Here is a 19,809-nt window from a genome sequence, read left to right on the forward strand (position 1 = left end):
TCAACAACTGACCACCTTTGCGGGCGCCTACATCTGCCCAGCCGCGCCATTCCGGGGGCAGGGGGCAGTGCCCGCCGGCAAAGGTGGTCGGAACTGGCGGCAGCTCAGAGCTGCCAGGCGGCGCGCTTCTCCAGCAGGGTCGGGAGTTCCTTGATGGAATCGACGACGGCGGTGGCACCGGCGGCGCGCAGGGTCGCCTCCGAGTGTGATCCGGTGAGGACGCCCGCGATGACGGAGGCGCCGGAACGGACACCGGTGAGCATGTCGGAGCCGGTGTCGCCCACGACGGCGACCTCCCGCACGTCGTCGAGGTCCAGCGCCAGGACCGCCGTCAGCACCATGTCCGGGTAGGGGCGGCCGCGTCCGGCGTCGGCGGGGCACAGGCTCAGGTCCGCAAGCCCCATCCAGCCCAGGGATTCGAGCACCATGTTCTGGGTGTGCCGGCCGAATCCGGTGGCCAGGCAGACCTTCATGCCGGCGTCCCGCATCCAGGCAATCGCGTCCTCGGCGCCGGGGATGGCACGGACACCGCCGTCGGAGATCAGTTCGTCGTAGGCGAGCTCGAAGACCTTGTTGGCGCGCTCGGCGACGGCAGGATCGTCGAACAGGTGGCCGAAAACTTCCATCTTGGAATAGCCCATGGTGTCCCGGGCGTAGCCGAGCATGCTCTCGAAACGGCTGGTTCCGGGCTCCACGCCGTGCTCGACAAGGGCGCGGGACATGGCCCGCTCGGTGCGGCCGTCGTCCGTGATGGTTGTGCCCACCATGTCCAGAACGGCGAGTGACAGCCTCTTGGGTGTCTTGTCCATGTCCGTCGTCATCGCGCAGCCCTTCGCTCGGGGGTGGCCGCCTGCACTCGGCCACGGTAGATTTCCCAGCATCCGCCCGCCGGGAAACGGCCGGCTGAACCGGCCCCGACGCTCCGGTGAACATCGCCGCAACGGCTGTCCCGGCGTCGGGCCTCCCGCCGTTTTGACCCGGGCGCCGTGACTCTATTACAGTTATGTCTTGCGTGATTCAGCCGGTTCGGTCGAAATGCGCGGTGCTTCCTTAGCTCAGTCGGTAGAGCGTTTCACTCGTAATGAAAAGGTCATCAGTTCGATTCTGATAGGAAGCTCAGATCAGAAAGGTCCTCGCCGCCGGCGAGGGCCTTTCGTCGTCTAGCCCCAGCATCCAGGATGCTGGCACTCAGGCCTTGGAGCCGCTTGGCAGTGGCCATGCTGCGCCGGGGCCCGCTCAGCGGACGGGTGCTCCGGCTGCGCGCCAGGCGCCCATGCCTCCACGGATGGAGTATGCGTCGTAGCCTTTGCCGGCGAGTGTGCGTGCCGCTGAGGCCGATCGGATCCCGGACTGGCAGATGGCGATCACGGGGCGCGCTTGCGGGATGCCGGCGGTGTTGGACTGCAGCCGATCCAGTGGGATGTGTTTTGCCTGGTGGGGGTGGCCGCTGCGCCATTCCTGGGTTGTGCGGACATCGATGAGTGTTGCTCCGGAGCTCATCAAGGCTTTTGCCTCGATGACACCGATGGTTTTGTAGGGCTTGGCGAACATTGACTTCAGGGAGTTGAGCAGTCCCACAGCGGGGCCTTTCTGTCAGGGTGGGGAACGCCGGACATTGTGTCGGCGGTGAATCCGGCGGTGGTCAGCGCTTCTCCTTCTCTCCTTCAGCATTTCCGACAGTGGCGGGGGTGTTCAGTGCGGCCCAGGCGGTGTACCCGCCGAGCATGTCACTGACGCGGGCGTGGCCGCGTTCGCGCAGGACGCTGGCTGCGACGCTGGAGCGCCAGCCGCCGGCGCAGTGGACGATCACGGGCCGGTCGTCGGGCAGTTCGGCGTGGCGGCGGCCGATTTCGGCCAGGGGGATATGGATGGATCCGGGGACGGATCCATCGTCCCGCTCGCCCTGATTGCGGACATCGAGGATGATCGCGTTCTCATCTCCTGCCGTGGCTTCGAGGTCTTCTGCCTTGATCCTGCGCCCGGTCTGCGTGGGTGCAAGCACGGCGAACGCGTCATGTGAGACGTTCAGGTAGCCTGCAACCCTGTCGTAGCCGATGCGCCCCAGCCGCAGCGCTGCCTCCCGCTCGCGCCCCGGTTCGGCGACGATGATGATCTCCTCGTCGACGTCCAGGACCATGCCCGCGGTTTCCGCGAACCGGCCGTCGATGCCGACGTTCAGGGACTGCTCCAGGTGCCCGGATGCGAAGGCTTCCGGGCTGCGGGTATCGAGGATTTTCGCTCCGGCAGCGACCAGCTCCCTAACGGCGGCCGCACCCAGGACGGCCGGGCTGGGCGAGTCCATCAGGGCACGGTTTTTCCGGTTCAGCACGGCATCCGTGGCGAAGTACCGGGGAATCGAGGGCTGCCCGGTGGTAATCATCTGCACGAAGTCTTCCTCGGACATCGGCTGGACCGAGGGATTCATGAACCGTTGCGCACCAATGGTGGATTCAAGGTCTTCCGAGAGGTTCTTGCCGCAGGCCGAGCCGGCGCCGTGGGCAGGCATCAGGCGCACCTCTCCCGGTAGCACCATCAGTATCTCGTGGATGGAGCGGTACAGGGCCCGGGCCAGTTCGACGGAATCGGCGCCCACGGCCGCGGCAAGATCAGGCCGTCCGACATCGCCAACGAACAACGCATCGCCGGTCAGGACGGCATGCGGGACAGCGCCCCCTGGCCGCTCGCGCACCAGCACTGAGATGGACTCCCACGTGTGCCCGGGGGTTTCCAGGATCTCCAGTTCCACGGAACCGAGGGAAATCCTCTCCCCGTGCGAGAGCGCACGGACGTCGTATTCAGCTTCGGCCCTGCGGCCGTATCCGATCCACGCCCCCGTAGCCTCAGCCAGTTCCAAATGACCGGCGATGAAGTCGGCGTGGAAATGGGTATTGATGACGCCCTCGATGCTCAGGCCGCTGGACGCCGCGTCGGCAAGGTACCCTCCGATGTCACGGCGGGGATCAACAACCACGGCCCTTCCCGTCGTTTCATCCCCAATCAGATACGAACCGTGAGAGAGGCAGTCGATGTAGTACTGCTTAATAAGCATGGGAATCCTCCTGGATAACGTCATCCACCGGTTCAACCGGCCGGGCGTACCACCCATGCTACACATACCCCCTGGGGTATTCAAGATACCCGTGGGGGTATATAATTGGAAGCAGTCAATGAGACGAGCCGCGGAGGAATCATGGAACTCGACCCCGCCGATATGAAATCGGTCATCAACCGTCTGCGCCGGGCCCAGGGCCAGCTCACGGCCGTCACCCGGATGATCGAGGAAGGCCGGGACTGCAAGGCTGTCGTGACTCAGCTCGCCGCAGTGTCCAGCGCCCTGGACAAAGCCGGATTCGCGATCATCGCCACCGGCCTGCAGCAGTGCATGCAGCAGGACGACCCGAGCATGGACAAGGCCGAGCTCGAAAAGCTCTTCCTCTCCCTGGCCTGAACCTTCCCTGCCCTGGCAACACCGGGCAGGGACCGTCCGGCCCGGACCCGAGCATGACACCACCTCCCGCCGCGATGACGGCTGCCCGCAACAGGGCGCGCCGTCGGCACCGACCACATCACAACCCCGGAGCACAGCATGAGAACCACCACCGAGCCGACCACACCCTTGGCGATCGAAGCCGAAACCCTCAAGAATCGGATCCTGGAACACGATGACCTGCTGGTCATTGACGTGCGCAGCAGCGCGGAGTTCGAAGCCCTGCACATCCGCGGGTCCTACCATGTGCCTCTGCCGCTGCTGGGCGAGCATGCACAGGACTTCGCTGACCGGTTCGGGCCCAAAGTCGTCCTTGTCTGCCAGTCCGGCATCAGGGCCGGGCAGGCCCGGGAGCTGCTGGGCAGTTGCGGGCTCGAAGGCGCAGCCGTGCTGGAGGGCGGAGTACCGGCCTTTGCCGCAGCGGGCGGCGATGTCGTGCGCGGCCGCAACGCGTGGGCGCTGGAGCGGCAAGTGCGGATGGCCGCCGGAACTCTCGTGCTGGCAGGAATTGCCGGTGGCCGGTTTCTCTCCCCGAAGCTGCGCCTGGTCGCAGGAGGCATCGGCGCAGGACTGACGTTCTCGGCCGCCACCAACAGTTGCGCAATGGGAGCAGTGCTGCTGAAAATGCCCTGGAACCGGCGCAGGCCCGAGCCCACGGCCCGCCAGGCCCTGGAGCAGCTCCCCGTCGCTTCGTGATCGCCCCAGCGCTCGGCCTCGGCGCCATCGTCGGCGCGCTGCTGGGGATCGTCGGCGGGGGCGGGTCGATCCTGGCCGTCCCCGCCCTCGTCTACGGGATCGGCATGCCCCTGTCGGCGGCCATTCCCAGTTCCCTCATCGTCGTCGGCACGTCCTCGGCCGTGGCCGTCCTCCCCCGCCTCAAGAGCGGTGTCAACTGGCGCCTTGCCGGCATCATCGGCAGCGCCGGCATCGCCACGGTCTACGCGGGCGCCGCAGTGAACAAGCGCCTGGACCCGGACATCCTGCTGATGGCCTTCGCGCTGATCATGGTCGTTGCCGGCATCCGCATGTTCTCCGACAACGACAGAACCGGCGGTGCCTGCGCCCTGCCCTCGGGCAGGATCAACTGGCACCGATGCCTCCCCAAAGCCGTCGCAACCGGCGCCATCGTCGGATTCCTCACCGGACTGCTTGGCGTCGGCGGAGGATTCCTGATCGTTCCCGCCCTCGCGATCGTCCTTGGCCTGCCGATGGCCGCAGCAGTCGGCACCTCTCTGGTCATCATCGTGGTAAATTCCCTGGCCGGCTTCGCTTCCCACCTGCAGAACCTCGACCTGGACTGGGGCGTGACCGCAGCGTTCGTCGCGGCCGCCATGGTCGCATCCCTGCTCTCAGCACGGATCGGACGGAACCTCCCCGGGACCGTCCTGAAAAAAGGCTTCGCCGTCCTCGTCCTGCTCATCGCCGTGTTCGTTGCCGTCCAGGCAACCCTGGGGCAAGGCGGCACCTGATAGGAAGCTCGAAAAAGAAATCCCCGCACTCCTCGAGTGCGGGGATTTCTGCGTTCCAGCCAGCGTTTGGATGCCGACGGCGGGATCAGGCGAAGTCGGAGACCGCCGGGTCCGGGCCGATGCGGCCCTCGGCGCCGCGGTCCAGGCCGTTGATGGCCTCGACGTCGGCGGCGTCAAGGGTGACGCCCAAAGCCGCGAAGTTCTCTTGGATGCGGGATTCGGTGACGGACTTGGGGATCACCACATTGCCGATGGCCAGGTGCCAGGCGATGACCACTTGGGCCGGGGTGGCGTTGTGCTTGGCCGCGATCCCGGCCACGGTGGCGTCCTCCAGGAGCTCGCCGCCCTGGCCCAGCGGGGACCAGGCCTGCGTCAGGATGCCCTTGGAGACATTGAACGCGCGCAGCTCGGCCTGGTTGAAGAAGGGGTGCAGCTCCACCTGGTTGATGGCCGGAACCACGCCGGTCTCGTCAATGATGCGCTGCAGGCCTTCCTTGGTGAAGTTGGAGACGCCGATGGATTTGACGCGCCCACGCTTCTGGAGTTCGACCAGGGCCTTCCACGTGTCCACGTACTTGTCCTGCTGGGGCTGCAGCCAGTGGATGAGATAGAGATCCAGGGACACCAGGCCCAGCCGGTCCAAGGAGGTTTCGAAGGCTGCCAGGGTGGATTCGTAGCCCTGGTCGGCATTCCACAGCTTGGTGGTGATGAAGAGTTCCTCGGGCGAGAGGCCGGAAGACGCGATGGCACGGCCCACACCTGCCTCGTTGCCGTAGATCTTTGCGGTATCGATGTGGCGGAAGCCGGCGTCGAATGCCTGGCGGACCACCTTTTCAGCTACACCGTCTTCGACTTGCCACACCCCGTAGCCGAGCTGGGGAATGGTGTTGCCGTCGTTAAAGGTCAGGTTTGGTGACGTAGTCATGACAACCATCCTGCCAGCCGCGGCATGCTCAGACGTGGAGCTGCCGCTCGGCGTCGGCGATCTGTTCAAACACATGTTCCGCACGCCGGCGCACCGAGATGGCACCGACAGGCACAGGCCCGACGGCAAGCCGGAGCATGGCCGCTGCTTCCGCCGTGGTGGCCAGCGAGTTCCCGGCCTTGGACAGCGCCCGGTGGACGCCGGCCAGCGGACCCGGAATGTCCAGGCCGTCGCTGGGCGAGGTCTTCTGCGCTTCCACGCAGATGGCCCTCACGCGAGGAGACAATTCGGCCAGCTCATTGGCGATCTCCACGAGCTCGTTGTACAGCTGCTCGTCGTCCACGCCCTCCAGGACCTGGTGGTACCGGTCCAGGCCGCGGTGGAAGCGGTCATGGGCGCGGCGCCACAGCCCCTTGCCCAGTTCAATATCGTCCTTCCGCCCTTGCCGGACGGTCCCGAAGAAACCCAAACCTGCCCTTAGAGGTACTGGCCGGGACCGTGGTCCGGGTCCTCGGCGTGCGAAGGCTGGGCTGCGCCCGCCTTTTCGGGCGCAGGAGCACGCTGCGGCTCACCATTTGCACCGATGACGACGCCGGGGGCGATCACGGTGCCGGGTGGGAGCTGGCGGAGTTGCATCTGGGCGACGACATGCTCGCGCGCCGCCTGCTGTGCGGCTATGGTCGCCTGGATGCCGTGGAACAGGCCCTCAAGCCAGCCGACCAGCTGGGCTTGGGCAATGCGAAGTTCAGCCTCGGAGGGTGCCTTGCCTTCAGGGAACGGCAGGCTGATGCGCTCCAGCTCATCGATGAGCTCCTGTGAGAGGCCCTCTTCGAGCTCCTTGATGGACCGCTCGTGGATCTCCGCGAGCCGGCCCCGCGCAGCCTCATCCAAAGGCGCGCTCTTCACTTCCTCCAGCAGCTGGCGGATCATGGTGCCGATCCGCATCACCTTGGCAGGCTCGTCCACGAGGTCCTGGACGCTGCCCGTCTTCGCTTTGGCGGCCTTGCCCTCGACGTCCCGGGCAGCCTCCTGCTCCTGGGGTGTCTGCACACCGTCGTCCAGGGTGGTGCCTTCCACGGGGATGTCGTCCGAAGTTTCATCCGTGGACTGAATGCCGCTCAGATCGCTCATGCGTTCATACTCTCACGGAGCCCCGATGGTCCATCTGTCATGGCCGGGATTTCGACTTCGTCCGTAGCGAAACAGCATGTCAGCAGCACCTTCCCTGCGGGTTGCTGTCCTGCCGGTCCATGCGGTCACGCCAGAACTCGCGCTCGGTCATGGCGGGACCTGAGTGGCCCGAGGCCTCGTGGTGTTCAAGGTATCTCTCGAACGCGTCAGCGCCCATGATTCCTTTCACGAACGCCGTGAAGCCCCGGAGACCCCTCACGATGGAAGACATCAGTGGTGTGCCGGCCGCTCGGTCCGTTGCCCGGCAGGCAGGCTGTTCCACTCGGCCTGGAGTTCCTTCTCGGCCTTGGTGGGAAAGAGCCCGGCGGGGGCGAATACCCTGGACGGCCGTGGCTCGTCCTCGTGGTCGTGGCCGCCGCCCTGCTTGAAGGCCTTGGCCGTGGCGATGAGCGCTGCGATGATCACTATGACGCTGAGCGTCACGAAAATGACCGACAGGACCCCCTGGACCATCGTGTTGCGGACCACGGCCTCCATGGCTTCGACCGTCTTGGCCGTGCCGAAGGAGGATTTGCCGTCCGCCAGCGCCTTGGCGAACGCCGCATTGTTGGCAAAGTAGCCCACGGCCGGAACCGGGGAGAAGATCTTCTGCAGGCTCGCCGTCACGGTGACGACGGCTACGAAGGCCAGAGGAACGGCCACGATCCAGAGGTACTTGAAGGAGCCCCGCTTGGCTGCGATGGCCATGCAGACCGCGAGCGCGATGGCGGCCAGGAGCTGGTTGGCGATGCCGAACAGCGGGAACAGCGTGTTGATGCCGCCCAGCGGATCGGTGACGCCCATGAGCAGGACGGCACCCCAGGCGCCGACCATCACGGCGGTGCACAGCCAGGCGCCCGGGCGCCAGGACGCCTCCTTGAACTTCGGGATGAAATTGCCGATGGAATCCTGCAGCATGAAGCGCGCCACGCGGGTTCCGGCGTCGACGGCGGTGAGGATGAACAGTGCCTCGAACATGATGGCGAAGTGGTACCAGAAGGCCATCATGGAGGTGCCACCGATGAACTGCTGCATGATGTGGGCGAGCCCGACGGCGAGGGTCGGGGCGCCGCCGGTGCGTGACACAATGCTGGGCTCGCCAACGTTCGTGGCGGTCTGTGCGAGATCGGCCGGCGTGATGTTGACGCCGGACAGCCCCAGGCTGTTGACCCAGGCCGCCGCCGTCTCAACCGTGCCGCCGGTCAGGGCGACAGGGGCGTTCATGGCGAAGTAGATGCCGCGGTCGATCGAGATGGCCGCAACGAGGGCCATGATGGCGACGAACGATTCCATGAGCATGCCGCCGTAGCCGATGAACCTGGTCTGGCGTTCCTTTTCGATCAGCTTGGGTGTGGTTCCCGAGGAGATCAGGGCGTGGAAGCCGGAGAGCGCGCCACAGGCGATGGTGACGAAGAGGAACGGGAACAGCGCGCCGGAGAACACGGGACCGTTGTCCTTGCCGGCGAATTCGCTGAAGGCGGGGACGGTGATCTCCGGGCGGACCACGATGATGGCCACGGCCAGCATGACGATGACGCCGATTTTCATGAACGTGGACAGGTAGTCGCGCGGGGCCAGCAGCAGCCAGACGGGAAGGATCGCGGCGATGAAGCCGTAGACGATGATGCCCCAGGCGATGGTGACCTTGTCCAGGTGGAAGAACGCGGCACCCCATTCGGTGCTGGCAACCGCGCCGCCGCCGACGATGGCGGCCATGAGCAGGACGAAGCCGATGATGGAGACTTCCATGACCTTGCCCGGGCGGATGAAGCGCAGGTAGACGCCCATGAACAGGGCGATGGGGATGGTCATGCCCACGGAGAACACACCCCAGGGGCTTTCGCCGAGGGCGTTGACCACCACGAGGGCCAGGATCGCGACGATGATGATCATGATCAGCAGTGTTGCGATGAGCGCAGCCGTGCCGCCGATGGCGCCAAGCTCCTCGCGTGCCATCTGGCCGAGGGAACGTCCGCCGCGGCGCATGGAGAAGAACATGACCAGATAGTCCTGGACGGCGCCGGCGAGGACGACGCCGATGATGATCCAGATGGTGCCGGGCAGGTAGCCCATCTGGGCCGCGATGATGGGGCCCACGAGCGGCCCAGCCCCGGCGATGGCGGCGAAGTGGTGGCCGAACAGCACGTTCCGGTCGGTGCGGACGTAGTCCTTGCCGTCGGCCTTGTATTCGGCCGGGGTGGCACGGCGGTCATTGGGTTTGAGCAGGTAGCGCTCGATGAACTTGGAGTAGAAGCGGTAGCCGATCAGGTAGGTGCAGACCGCGGCGAAGACGAACCAGATCGCGTTCACCGTTTCCCCGCGGACCAGGGCCACCATGAACCAGGCGACGGCGCCGAGCAGGGAAATGGCCGCCCAGACAGCAACCTTGGCCGGGGTCCACTTCCGCTCCGCGGCCTCGCGGACGGCGTCGTCCACGGCGGGTGCGGGCAGGGTGGGGTCACGTTCCATTACTGCGAGGGCCGGTTGTTCGTCTGCGGGTCTGCCCATGTCTCCTCCTTGAGATGAAGTGCCGGTGCATGCTGCGGTGCTCCAGTCCACAGCACCCTAGCAAGGGGGACGGACAGGACAGCGGGCGCGGCGGGCTTGTCGAAAGGCTGCTCGGTGAACGGCGGCAACCGTGCGCCGGACGCAGCGGCTCCCGGCCAAAGCCCGGTCACATTGCGTGGCCCAGCCGCGCCTCGCAGAGGTCCAGCCAGCGGATTTCGGCTTCGGCCTGGAAGATCAGGGAATCCAGCACGAGCAGCCGGGCAGAGTCCGCCGGCCGCTGGTTGGCGGCCGTGTCCTTCCGGCCAGGGTGGTATAGACCTGGCCGATGTTCAGCGGTCAGGCCGATGATCAGCGGCCAGACGGCCCCGACGCGGCTTTCAAACTCGGCGCGCAGCTGATAGCCGTGTCGGGGCTGTTCCTGCAGCAGTGCCAGGATGCTGTGCCGGATGCTCATGGGGGCTCCTTGCGGACAGGGAGGGCGCGGACACGTTCAGAGGAGCAGCAGAACCTTGCCCACGTGCTCGCCGGAATCGAAATACTCGTGGGCCTGCCGGACCTGCTCCAGAGGGAACGACTTCGCCACGAGCGGCTTGATCCTGCCGTCGCTGAGCATGGGCCAGATGAACTCGCGCACGGCGTTCATGATGACGGCCTTTTCCTCGACCGGGCGCGGCCGCAGGGAGGTGCCGATAATCGCGGCGCGCTTGCGGAGCAGCTGGCCGAGATCGACCTCGCCCTTGGCCCCGCCCTGCAGGCCGATGACGATCAGCCGGCCGTAGTCGGCCAGGGCGTCGATGTTCTGCTGGAGGTATTTGGCACCGACGACGTCGAGGATCACGTCCGCGCCTTTGCCGCCGTTCTGCGCCTTGAGGCTTTCCGGGAAGTTCTCTTCGGCGTAATTGATGGCGATGTCCGCGCCCAGGAAGGCTTTGGCGGTGCCGACTTTTTCGTCGCTGCCGGCCGTTGCGGCCACGGTGGCGCCAACCGCCTTCGCAAGCTGGATCGCCATGGTGCCGATGCCGCCCGTGGCTCCGTGGATCAGGACCGTCTCACCGGCTTGCAGCTGCGCGGTCATGATCAGGTTCGAGTAGACCGTGGCCGCGACCTCGGGCAGCGATGCGGCGGTGACCAGGTCAACGCCGTCGGGAAGCCGCAGGACCTGTTCGGCGGACACGGCCACCTGCTGGGCGTAGCCGCCACCGGCGAGCAGCGCCACCACCTTGTCCCCGAGCGAGAACGCCTTGGTGACACCGGGGCCGAAGGCCGCGATGCGGCCGGAAACTTCCAGTCCCGGAACTTCGGAGGCTCCGGGGGGCGGCGGGTAGTGTCCCCGGCGCTGCTGGACATCCGCGCGGTTGAGACCGGCCGCGACGACGTCGATCAGCACCTCGCCCGGTCCCGGCACGGGAGCCGGGACCTCGCGGATCTCGAGGACTTCGGGCCCGCCCGGGGTGGAGATGTAGACGGCTTTCATGACGTGCTCCCGATTCCTGGCTGATGCGTGCAAGTGGCTGCCCGTCCGCGTGGAACACGGCGTCCGGTGTTTTGGTGCAGCCAACTCCCTATGAAACACTACTAGGCAGGGAAGGTTGTCCGAGCGGCCTAAGGAGCTGGTCTTGAAAACCAGTGTGCGGTAACCCCGCACCAAGGGTTCAAATCCCTTACCTTCCGCCCATGGGACGTCCCGGATTCTGTTGCAGAGTCCGGGGCGTCTTTTTTGTTGTCCGCCACGTTGTCCGTTCACGCGATCTGAGAACTGACCTTCAGAAGAGCATTGAAACTGTCACGGGCCCGGCATAGGGTTCTGTCTGTCTCCACCACTCACTCAGAAGACCGCGGCCTCCGGGCCCGGAACAGACACAGGAGCCATACCCATGCCAACACCTGACATCACCCCCGGCGCACCCTGCTGGATCGACCTGATGACCTCGGACACCGAAAAAGCCAAGTCCTTCTACAACGCTCTCTTCGGCTGGACCTACGAGACCGGTGACGAGGAAAAGTACGGCGGCTATATCACGGCATCAAAGAACGGCCAGATGGTGGCCGGGATCATGCAGAAGCAGGAAGACATGGCTCAGATGCCGGATGTCTGGTCCACGTACCTGCGCACGGATGACATCAAGGCCACCACGGCGGCAGCCACCGCCAACGGCGGCCAGGTCTACATGGAGCCTATGGAAATCCCGGAGCAGGGCAGCATGGCGATGTACGCCGACCCGTCCGGAGCGGCCATCGGCGCCTGGCAGTTCGGCGAGATGAAGGGCTACGAGCTCGCCGCTGAATCGGGAGCGCCGGCCTGGCACGAACTGCTGTCCAAGGACTTTGCCGCGGCTGTCGGCTTCTACGAGAACGTCTTCGCCTGGGACACGTCAGTGGTGGGCGACACCGACGAATTCCGCTATTCCACGCTCGGCGCCGGGGACGACGCCAAGGCCGGCATCATGGACGCTTCAGGCTTCCTGCCCGAGGAGGTTCCGTCCCACTGGGGCGTGTACTTCGCGGTGGACAAGGTGGACTCCACCGTGGAACAGGCCCTCGCGCTCGGTGCCACGGTCATCCAGCCAGCCGAGGACACCCCGTTCGGCCGCCTGTGCACGCTGAACGATCCGACGGGCGCCACCTTCAAACTCGTCGAGGATCTGAAGCTGGCAGGTTAGGCCTCCACAGAAACTGATGTCACGGCAATGCCCCCAAGACTTGTCTTGGGGGCATTGCCTTTCGCTCAGCCTCCTACTTCTGCGCCAGCTCCGGTTCCTGTACCTGCCCGGATTCCTGCTCCAGCTCGGCCCGGAACTCCGCGTAGCGGGCCAGGTGCGTGGGACGGCGGCGCAGGATGAACCAGGCGACCCCGAGCACCACGAACCAGAGCGGCGTGACCAGCAGCGCGGTGAGCGTGTCCGGCTGGGTGGTCAGCGTCCAGAGCACGAAGGCGAAGAAGGCGAACACCGTCCAGACCATCGGAATGCCGCCGGGCATCTTGAACTTGGACCCGTCATGCAGCTGCGGGCGGCGCTTGCGGAAGGCAAGGTAGCTGGCCAGGATGATCGACCAGACGAAGACGAAGCAGACGGCGGACACGGTGGTCACCATGTCGAAGGCCTTGCCGATGTCCTGGCCCGCGTACATGAGCACGACGCCGGAGAGCAGCAGCACGCAGGACAGGAACAGGGCGTTCTGCGGCACCTTGCGGCGGGACAGCTTGCTGAACACGGCAGGGGCGTCGCCCTCCTGGGCCAGGCCGTAGACCATGCGCGAGGTGGAGTAGATGCCGGAGTTGGCCGAGGACATGGCCGAGGACAGGACCACCAGGTTGACGATGGTCGCGGCGGCGCCGAGGCCGGCCAGGGAGAACATGGCGATGAAGGGGCTGTGCCCGGCGGCGAACTGGGTCCACGGGGTGACGGACATCAGGATGATGAGGGCACCCACGTAGAAGAGCAGCACGCGGATGGGGATCGAGTTGATGGCCTTGGGCAGGTTCTTCTCCGGGTTCTTGGCCTCGGCGGCCGTGGTGCCCACCAGTTCGATCCCGACAAAGGCGAACACGGCAATCTGGAAGCCGGCCACGAAGCCCATGAACTCGTTCGGGAAGAAGCCGCCGTGGCTCCACAGGTTGGTGAAGCTGGCCGGTCCGGCGTCGGACTGGAAGCCGCTGAAGATCATGAACAGGCCCACCACGATCAATGCCGCAATGGCGATGATCTTGATCAGGGCGAACCAGAACTCGGTCTCACCGAAGGCCTTGACCGTGGCCAGGTTCAGGAGCAGCAGGATGGCCACGGTGGCCAGGCCCGGCACCCACAGAGGGAGGCCCGGCCAGAGTTCCTGGGAGTAGCCCGCGATCGCGATGACGTCCGCGATTCCGGTGACCACCCAGCAGAACCAGTAGGTCCAGCCGGTGAAGAAGCCGGCCCACGGGCCCAGCAGGTCCGCGGCGAAATCGCTGAAAGACTTGTAGTTCAGGTTGGACAGCAGCAGCTCGCCCATGGCCCGCATGACGAAGAACAGCATGAAGCCGATGATCATGTAGACGAAGATGACGGAGGGCCCGGCCGCCGAGATGGTCTTGCCCGAGCCCATGAACAGGCCGGTGCCGATGGCGCCGCCGATCGCGATGAGCTGGATGTGGCGATTGCTGAGCTGCCGTTCAAGGTGGGGTGAACCGGCAGCAGTGGAAGGTGGGCGCTGAATCGTCATGAGGAACTCCATCGTTCAGGTGGCACGGGGGGGGTGCCACGATGATTCGGGTTCCTCCCCGCTCTGTCGTGGACCTGAGAGTTTCCGCGCCCCCTGCTTGCACAGGGCCCGCTTGCACCTTCGGTGAGCCCGGTAGACCGGACTGCTTTCCAGAGTTGCCTCGCCGCGGCGGTACATGGGCCTGAGAGATTCCTGGGGAGGATTTGCTCCTACGGCGCCTGCTGAATGTACCGGCAGGACTCTCCCGCCGCAGATCATAAGCGTCTTCACTTGTCAGTGATGCGGCTCACACATTAGCGGAAAAGGGGGGCCCGCCGCAAGTGCGCCGCAATTGCGCAGCGGGAATTACAGGCCGAGGATGCTCCGCGCGATTTCATCGGCATCACGCAGGGTGCGCTGGCCGCTGGTGTACGCCGGGCCCTCTGCCGGCCGGGCTTCGGCGGCGATGGCGGTCCCCCACTGGGCGGCGGACAACTGCAGTCCGAGCACATAGATGCCTTCCGTCACCGAGCCGTTGGCGCCCACGGGCCGGTACGGGTGCGGCTCCACGTCCAGGCCCGAGGTCTGCACCGGGCTGCCCTCGGCCGTCATCATGACCTTGGCCCGGACCAGGCCGTCGGCGAGCAGCTGCCGAAGGATCGGCGAGACGTTGATGGCCACCCGGTTGGCCGGCGACATCGCCTCGATGAGGGTCCGGGCTTCCACGGGTGCGTCGTGGACCCACGGCGAGACCGCGCGGAACACCCCGGCACCCCGGTCCACGCTGAATTTGGGGTCCGGTCCCACGAAGCTCACGACGCCGGCCCTCGCCAGGGCGGCCAGCTGTGCCGAACGCAGCGCGGGCGGCCCGCTGGCCAGCCCCTCGACGAACGACTCGAACCAGCCACGCAGTTCGGCCACCCACGACTCATCGGTGATACCGCCGTCGGCCACTGCCGTCTTGAGAATCGCACGTCCGGTGTGCAGGGCACCGATGGCCATCTTGACAGGGTCCGCCTCGCCCAGCGCGGAGCGCCTGGCGTCGTCGTCCAGGTAGTCGACGACGGCGTCGTCGAGTTCCGCGCGGGAGCCGAACGAGCGCCCGGCCAGCGGTGCGGCCAGCCCGGGCAGGTTCAGCCGCCGGGACGCGACGACGTGCTTGTGCACAAGGCCGGCCACCACGGCTTCCCAGCTGCCGGCGGCGTGGGCATGCGGCCGCAGGGCATCGTCCAGGGCCGCGAGGAACTCCTCCGCGTCACTCACCGCGACGGGTTCCGAACGCGCCAGCGTGGCGTAATAGGCCCACAGGGCGTCACGGTGCAGGAGCGGCCAGAGGTCGTGGTCGAAGCCGGGCTGGATGCCCGCCGCCTTGAATCGCGCGACGGCGGACTCCGTCAGGTACCGCAGCGTGATGCTCCGGGCGTAGTACCCGTCCAGGCCCGCCTTGGCGCGGTACGGCGTGCCGCGCCGGGACGCGGCGACGATCCGCGGCTCCCGGCCGGAGGGACGGTATTCGAGCACCCCGCCGGCCTCGACGAACACGCCGCCGCGACCCTCGGTCAGCTGGCCCATGACGTCGAAGAAGTTCAGGCCCATGCCGCGCACCAAAACGGTTTCCTGGTCCGGCACCTGCTGCCAGTCGACGTCGGCCGGCGCGGCGGGCGGCACGTACAGCAGGCCGAGTTCCTCCGCGGCGTCCTTGAAGGCGCGCTGTTCGGGGTTCAGCCGGGATTCGATGTGGCCGAGCGCGAGGACGAGCGAATCGACGGCGAGGCTGCCGCCGTCGTCGAGTTCGACGTCGAACCCTCCTGCGGCGGGCCGGGCGGCCGTCGCGCTGCTTGCGTGGAAGGTGACCGTGACGCCGTCGGGCAGCCGCTCAAGCAGTTCCGCCAGCGTCCAGCGCAGGTAGCGCCCGTACAGTGCCCGACTGGGGAAGTTGTCCGACTCCAGGCCGGCCAGCTCGGCACGCTCCGCGTCGCTCAGCGCTGTGCCGTCTTGACCACCGCCGCCCTGCCCACCGCCGTCCTGCCGGCGGGCCGAGCGCCACTGGTCAAAGGAGCCGCCGGCCAGGGGCGGCGCGAGGCCGGGTTCTTCGGGGATCAGCGTGGGGTAGAAGGACTGCGTGTTCATCAGGTACAGCCGCGACTGGCCGGGCTGCCAGACGTGCCCGGGACCGGCCGGGAAGGGGTCCACGACGTCGATGTGCAGCGAGCGTCCGGGCGCGGCCGGAGCGTCCCCGGACCGGGCTGCGGCGGCGGCCCAGTTGGCGAGCAAGCGCTCCAGCACGCTGGTGCCGCGGGGGCCCGCCCCGATCAATGCCACACGGATGTTCTGCGATTTGCCCACGGTCAAGCCTAACTTCCTGTGACTTGCTTCCTGCTGGAGGGTGTTGCTTGGATGGATCGATGACCGCCACAGCAGCTGATCACACGCCACTGCCAGAGAACGACACTGCCAAGGAGTCCCACCCCGGCGACGCCAACACCGCCGCCCCGGAGCCCACGGATGAAAACGTGTGGCTCGAAGAAATCCACGGCGACGAGCCGCTGGCCTGGGTCCGCGAACAGAATGCCCGGACCGAGGACCTGCTCGAAGACGCGGGCTACGCCGCCCTCGAAGCGGGCATCCTGGAGGTCCTCGACTCCACGGACCGGATCGCCATGGTCAACAAGCGCGGCGATTTCTACTACAACTTCTGGAAGGACCGGGAGAACCCCAAAGGCCTCTGGCGCCGCACCACCTGGGAGAGCTACCTGAACGAGGAACCCGAATGGGATGTCCTCCTGGACGTGGATGCCCTCGCCGCCGCCGAGGGCGAGGAATGGGTCTTCCACGGCGCCGGCTTCCTGCGCCCCGCCGAGGGCGAACCGCACCGGCTCGCCATGATTTCGCTCTCCCCGGACGGCGGCGACGCCAACCGGCACCGGGAGTTCGACGTCGAGACGCGCACCTTCGTGGATCCGGCCGCCGGAGGCTTCGACATCCCCACGGCCAAGGGCCACACGAGCTGGCTCGACGCCGACACCCTGCTGGTGTCCAGCACCGCCGAGGACCTGCCCAAGACCAGCTCCTCCTACGCCCGCACGGCCGTGAAGCTGCGCCGCGGCGAGTCCCTGGCCCAGGCCGGGAGAATCTTCGAAATCCCCGAAGACCACATGCTGGCGATGGTCGCCCACGATCCCACGCCCGGGTTCGAGCGGACCTTCGCCGTGGACTACATCGACTTCTACAACCGCACCACCTGGCTGCTCCGCGATGGAGAATGGATCGCCATTGACGTCCCCACGGACGTCAACATCAGCGCGCACCGGGACTGGCTGCTGTTCCGCCCGCAACAGGACTGGGACGTGGACGGCACCGTATACCCGGCAGGCTCGCTGCTCGCCGCGGTGTTCGAGGGCCACTTGGCCGGCGGCCGCTCGTTCGTGGTGCTCTTCGAGCCGGACGAGTCCACCTCACTGCAGTCCTGGAGCTGGACCAGGGACTACCTGCTGCTGAACCTGCTGCGCGACGTCTCGTCCGAAATCCGGGTGCTCGATCCCTCAAGCGCGGACTCCTCCGGCGCTTGGGCGGCCACCGTGCTGGATGCCTGCCCGCCGCTGCACGATGTCAACGCCTACGCCGTGGACGATGAGGACGAGGCTGCCGGGGATGAGGCCGGCGGCAACGACTACTGGCTGGTCGCCACCGGGTTCACCACCCCCACCACCCTGACGCGGGGCACCCTGTCCCAGGGCGAAGTCACCTACACGCTCGATGCGGGGCGCGACGGCGGCGTGGCCAGCCGGCATGCGGTGGTGAAGTCGTCGCCGTCGTTCTTCAACGACTCCGCCTACGAGGTCCAGCAGCACTTCGCCGTCTCGGCCGATGGGACACGTGTTCCGTACTTCCAGGTGGCGTCAAAGGACCTGGTGCTGGACGGCCAGAATCCCACGCAGCTTTCGGGCTATGGCGGATTCGAGGTCGCCCGCACCCCGGCCTACAGCGGCACGGTGGGCCGGGCCTGGCTGGAACGCCGCACCGAGGACGCAGCCATCCAGGACAGCTCCGAGACCCACTCCCGCGGCGGCGTGTACGTGGTGGCGAACATCCGCGGCGGCGGCGAATACGGGCCGTCCTGGCACCGCGCCGCCCTGAAGGAAAAGCGGCACCGCGCCTTCGAGGACTTCGCGGCCGTGGCCCAGGACCTCATCTCCCGCGGCGTCACCAGCCGGCACCGGCTCGGCTGCGTGGGCGGCTCCAACGGCGGGCTCCTGGTGGGCAACATGCTGACCCAGTACCCGGAACTGTTCGGCGCCGTGTCCTGCGGCGTGCCCCTGCTGGACATGCGCCGCTACACCAGGCTGTCCGCCGGGGCCTCGTGGATTGCCGAATACGGCGACCCCGATGTGCCCGAGGAGTGGGAGTACATCCGTACTTTCTCGCCGTACCACCTGCTCCGGGACGGAGTGGAATACCCCGAAACGTTCATTTGGACGGCTACGTCGGACGACCGGGTGGGCCCCGTCCAGGCCCGCAAGATGGCCGCCCGCATGCAGGCCATGGGCATTCCGAACGTGTGGTTCCACGAGGCCCTCGAGGGCGGGCACGCCGGCGCCTCGGACAACCGGCAGGCGGCATCCCAGCAGGCCCGCAGCCAGCAGTTCCTGTGGCGGGCGCTGGCGGGGAAGTAATACTCCCCGTTTTGCGCTGCACGCCATGTTCTGCGTATCCTTGGTGGGCTAGCAATAGCGACTGGAGACGTGCCAGAGCGGCCGAATGGGCTTCACTGCTAATGAAGTGTGGGGCACAACTCCACCGGGGGTTCAAATCCCCCCGTCTCCGCGATTTGGTCCCGGTTTTCGAACCGGGACCATTTGCGTTTAAGCCCGGCCCCGGGCCGGGTTCCGGGCAACGCAAACGGCCCCGCTCCCAGGATCCTGGGCGCGGGGCCGTTTCCGGTTTTCAGCCTAAGAAGAGGCCGGCTGTCAGGCCTTCGGCAGCTGCGGGTCCACGCCGTACTTCTCGGCGAGCTTGGTCAGGACCGCATGCGCGCCCTGCAGGCTCACGGACGTCGCGAAGACGGTGTCGTCAACGTTGAGGACCTCGCCCTTGAGCGTGCCCCACAGTGGGTTGGCCATGAACTTTTCCTTCTGGGCGCGGGACTTTTCGCCTTCTGCCGTGTCCTGGCCGAACGCGGACGTAACGATGAGGCCTGCCTCGGCAGCCGAGAGCTGCTCCTGGGACAGCGGCACGAAGATTTTCTCCGCGGAATCCGGCTGGCCGGCCGGGCGCGGGATGCCGGCGTCGACCATGATCTCGCCGAAGAAGGACTTGCTGGAGTAGAGGCGGGCCGTGTCCTCGCCATTGAAGCGGACGTAGGAGTACGTCAGGCCCGGGTTCTTGGCGAGGATCGCGCTGCCGACCTTCTTTGCGCGTTCCTGGTAGGCCTGAATGATCTGTTCGGCCTTGTCCTTCTTGCCGAGTGCGTCACCCAGCATCACGATGTTCTGCTTCCACGTCGGTCCGGTCGAGACAGACATGATCGTGGGGGCGATCTTCGCAAGCTGAGGGTAGAGGGCCTCATGGCGGACCTTCGCCGAGACGATCAGGTCCGGCTGCGCCGCGAGGATCTTGTCGAGGCTCGGCTCAGCAAGGGAGCCGACGTTCGCGGCATCCTTTGTCTGGGCGCTGACGTCCCCGAGGTAGGACGGGAACTCGGTGTCACCCTTGCGGTAGATCACGTATCCCGCAACGTCAGCACCGAGCGCGAGGGCCGCGTCCGTGTAGCTGGGGTCGAGCGTCACAATGCGCTTCGGCGCGGTCTTGATTTCCGTGCTCCCGAACACGTGCTGGATGGTCTTGGGGAACTGGGCGTCGACGTTGCTCGCGGCAGAAGACGCCGCTGCGGACGGCGCTGCGGTGCTCTGCCCGCCACACGCTGTGAGCGCAATGAGGCTGGCAGCAGCCGCAGCGGCCACCACGGTTCGGGTGATTCGGAGACGGGTCATGGGTGTCCTCCAGGAAGATGCGAATGTCGGTGTGGGCCGCTTCGGGCCAAATCGAGGGAGTGAGGCAAGCCTTGCCTCACT

The 19,809-nt window shown here is 66.5% G+C and carries 18 protein-coding genes, 3 tRNA genes and 1 riboswitch; of the genes, 8 read left to right on the forward strand and 13 right to left on the reverse strand.

Annotated elements, in window-relative coordinates:
- Positions 1-104: 104 nt before the first annotated feature.
- Positions 105-809: an HAD family hydrolase gene (locus tag J1902_RS12545; RefSeq protein ID WP_242701960.1), complete on the reverse strand. Its 705-nt coding sequence runs from the start codon at positions 807-809 to the stop codon at positions 105-107.
- A 235-nt stretch (positions 810-1,044) separates the two neighbouring features.
- Here J1902_RS12545 and J1902_RS12550 point away from each other — a divergent pair.
- A tRNA-Thr gene (locus J1902_RS12550) sits at positions 1,045-1,117 on the forward strand.
- Positions 1,118-1,236: 119 nt separating this feature from the next.
- Here the strand turns inward: J1902_RS12550 and J1902_RS12555 are convergent.
- Positions 1,237-1,578 carry a rhodanese-like domain-containing protein gene (locus tag J1902_RS12555; protein ID WP_207616587.1) on the reverse strand — a complete coding sequence of 114 codons (342 nt, stop codon included), beginning with the start codon at positions 1,576-1,578 and terminating at the stop codon, positions 1,237-1,239.
- Positions 1,579-1,642: 64 nt separating this feature from the next.
- The gene (locus J1902_RS12560; protein ID WP_207616588.1) at positions 1,643-3,049 is read right to left on the reverse strand and encodes an MBL fold metallo-hydrolase; all 1,407 of its coding nucleotides are present in this window, start codon (positions 3,047-3,049) and stop codon (positions 1,643-1,645) included.
- Between the two features lie 141 nt (positions 3,050-3,190).
- Between J1902_RS12560 and J1902_RS12565 the strand changes: the two genes are divergently transcribed.
- The 3 genes from J1902_RS12565 (at position 3,191) to J1902_RS12575 (ending at position 4,956) form a co-directional block, all read left to right on the forward strand.
- Positions 3,191-3,448, forward strand: a complete 258-nt coding sequence (locus J1902_RS12565; protein ID WP_207616589.1) for a metal-sensitive transcriptional regulator — start codon at positions 3,191-3,193, stop codon at positions 3,446-3,448.
- A gap of 138 nt (positions 3,449-3,586) precedes the next feature.
- Entirely contained in the window at positions 3,587-4,183 is a 597-nt protein-coding gene (locus tag J1902_RS12570) for a rhodanese-like domain-containing protein (protein ID WP_207616590.1), read from the forward strand.
- Entirely contained in the window at positions 4,180-4,956 is a 777-nt protein-coding gene (locus J1902_RS12575; RefSeq protein ID WP_307794442.1) for a sulfite exporter TauE/SafE family protein, read from the forward strand. Before J1902_RS12570 ends, J1902_RS12575 begins: the two co-directional genes overlap by 4 nt.
- A gap of 85 nt (positions 4,957-5,041) precedes the next feature.
- Here the strand turns inward: J1902_RS12575 and J1902_RS12580 are convergent, their stop codons facing one another.
- From J1902_RS12580 to J1902_RS12610, 7 genes are all read right to left on the reverse strand, one after another.
- Positions 5,042-5,881 carry an aldo/keto reductase gene (locus tag J1902_RS12580; protein ID WP_207616591.1) on the reverse strand — a complete coding sequence of 280 codons (840 nt, stop codon included), beginning with the start codon at positions 5,879-5,881 and terminating at the stop codon, positions 5,042-5,044.
- 28 nt (positions 5,882-5,909) lie between these two features.
- Positions 5,910-6,350 (reverse strand): hypothetical protein, encoded by a 441-nt coding sequence (locus J1902_RS12585; protein ID WP_207616592.1) that lies wholly within the window; start codon positions 6,348-6,350, stop codon positions 5,910-5,912.
- An 8-nt stretch (positions 6,351-6,358) separates the two neighbouring features.
- The gene (locus J1902_RS12590; RefSeq protein ID WP_207616593.1) at positions 6,359-7,012 is read right to left on the reverse strand and encodes a bacterial proteasome activator family protein; all 654 of its coding nucleotides are present in this window, start codon (positions 7,010-7,012) and stop codon (positions 6,359-6,361) included.
- Positions 7,013-7,091: 79 nt separating this feature from the next.
- Positions 7,092-7,283 (reverse strand): YbdD/YjiX family protein, encoded by a 192-nt coding sequence (locus J1902_RS12595; protein ID WP_207616594.1) that lies wholly within the window; start codon positions 7,281-7,283, stop codon positions 7,092-7,094.
- Positions 7,283-9,559 (reverse strand): carbon starvation CstA family protein, encoded by a 2,277-nt coding sequence (locus J1902_RS12600; RefSeq protein WP_207616595.1) that lies wholly within the window; start codon positions 9,557-9,559, stop codon positions 7,283-7,285. The genes J1902_RS12595 and J1902_RS12600 overlap by 1 nt, the downstream gene beginning before the upstream one ends.
- A 166-nt stretch (positions 9,560-9,725) precedes the next feature.
- A complete protein-coding gene (locus tag J1902_RS12605) occupies positions 9,726-10,013 on the reverse strand; it encodes a PadR family transcriptional regulator (RefSeq protein WP_207616596.1) in 288 nt (95 codons plus the stop codon).
- A gap of 36 nt (positions 10,014-10,049) precedes the next feature.
- On the reverse strand, positions 10,050-11,033 hold the full coding sequence (locus tag J1902_RS12610) for an NAD(P)H-quinone oxidoreductase (protein ID WP_207616597.1): 984 nt from the start codon (positions 11,031-11,033) through the stop codon (positions 10,050-10,052).
- A gap of 109 nt (positions 11,034-11,142) precedes the next feature.
- Between J1902_RS12610 and J1902_RS12615 the strand changes: the two genes are divergently transcribed.
- Both J1902_RS12615 and J1902_RS12620 read left to right on the forward strand, forming a co-directional pair.
- A tRNA-Ser gene (locus tag J1902_RS12615) sits at positions 11,143-11,230 on the forward strand.
- A 203-nt stretch (positions 11,231-11,433) separates the two neighbouring features.
- Entirely contained in the window at positions 11,434-12,219 is a 786-nt protein-coding gene (locus J1902_RS12620; protein ID WP_207616598.1) for a VOC family protein, read from the forward strand.
- 73 nt (positions 12,220-12,292) lie between these two features.
- Here the strand turns inward: J1902_RS12620 and cycA are convergent, their stop codons facing one another.
- Both cycA and J1902_RS12630 read right to left on the reverse strand, forming a co-directional pair.
- The gene (gene cycA / locus J1902_RS12625; protein ID WP_207616599.1) at positions 12,293-13,759 is read right to left on the reverse strand and encodes a D-serine/D-alanine/glycine transporter; all 1,467 of its coding nucleotides are present in this window, start codon (positions 13,757-13,759) and stop codon (positions 12,293-12,295) included.
- Between the two features lie 159 nt (positions 13,760-13,918).
- A riboswitch (glycine riboswitch) is annotated at positions 13,919-14,016 on the reverse strand.
- A gap of 88 nt (positions 14,017-14,104) precedes the next feature.
- Positions 14,105-16,084: an FAD/NAD(P)-binding protein gene (locus tag J1902_RS12630; RefSeq protein WP_207616651.1), complete on the reverse strand. Its 1,980-nt coding sequence runs from the start codon at positions 16,082-16,084 to the stop codon at positions 14,105-14,107.
- A gap of 59 nt (positions 16,085-16,143) precedes the next feature.
- Between J1902_RS12630 and J1902_RS12635 the strand changes: the two genes are divergently transcribed.
- Both J1902_RS12635 and J1902_RS12640 read left to right on the forward strand, forming a co-directional pair.
- Positions 16,144-18,411 (forward strand): prolyl oligopeptidase family serine peptidase, encoded by a 2,268-nt coding sequence (locus tag J1902_RS12635; protein ID WP_207616600.1) that lies wholly within the window; start codon positions 16,144-16,146, stop codon positions 18,409-18,411.
- A gap of 63 nt (positions 18,412-18,474) precedes the next feature.
- Positions 18,475-18,562, forward strand: a tRNA-Ser gene (locus tag J1902_RS12640).
- 143 nt (positions 18,563-18,705) lie between these two features.
- Here the strand turns inward: J1902_RS12640 and J1902_RS12645 are convergent.
- Positions 18,706-19,728 carry an ABC transporter substrate-binding protein gene (locus J1902_RS12645; protein ID WP_207616601.1) on the reverse strand — a complete coding sequence of 341 codons (1,023 nt, stop codon included), beginning with the start codon at positions 19,726-19,728 and terminating at the stop codon, positions 18,706-18,708.
- Positions 19,729-19,809 lie beyond the last annotated feature (81 nt).

Origin of the sequence: Arthrobacter cavernae, from assembly GCF_017368795.1 — a bacterium.
In the GTDB taxonomy this organism is placed as follows: Bacteria; Actinomycetota; Actinomycetes; order Actinomycetales; family Micrococcaceae; genus Arthrobacter; species Arthrobacter cavernae.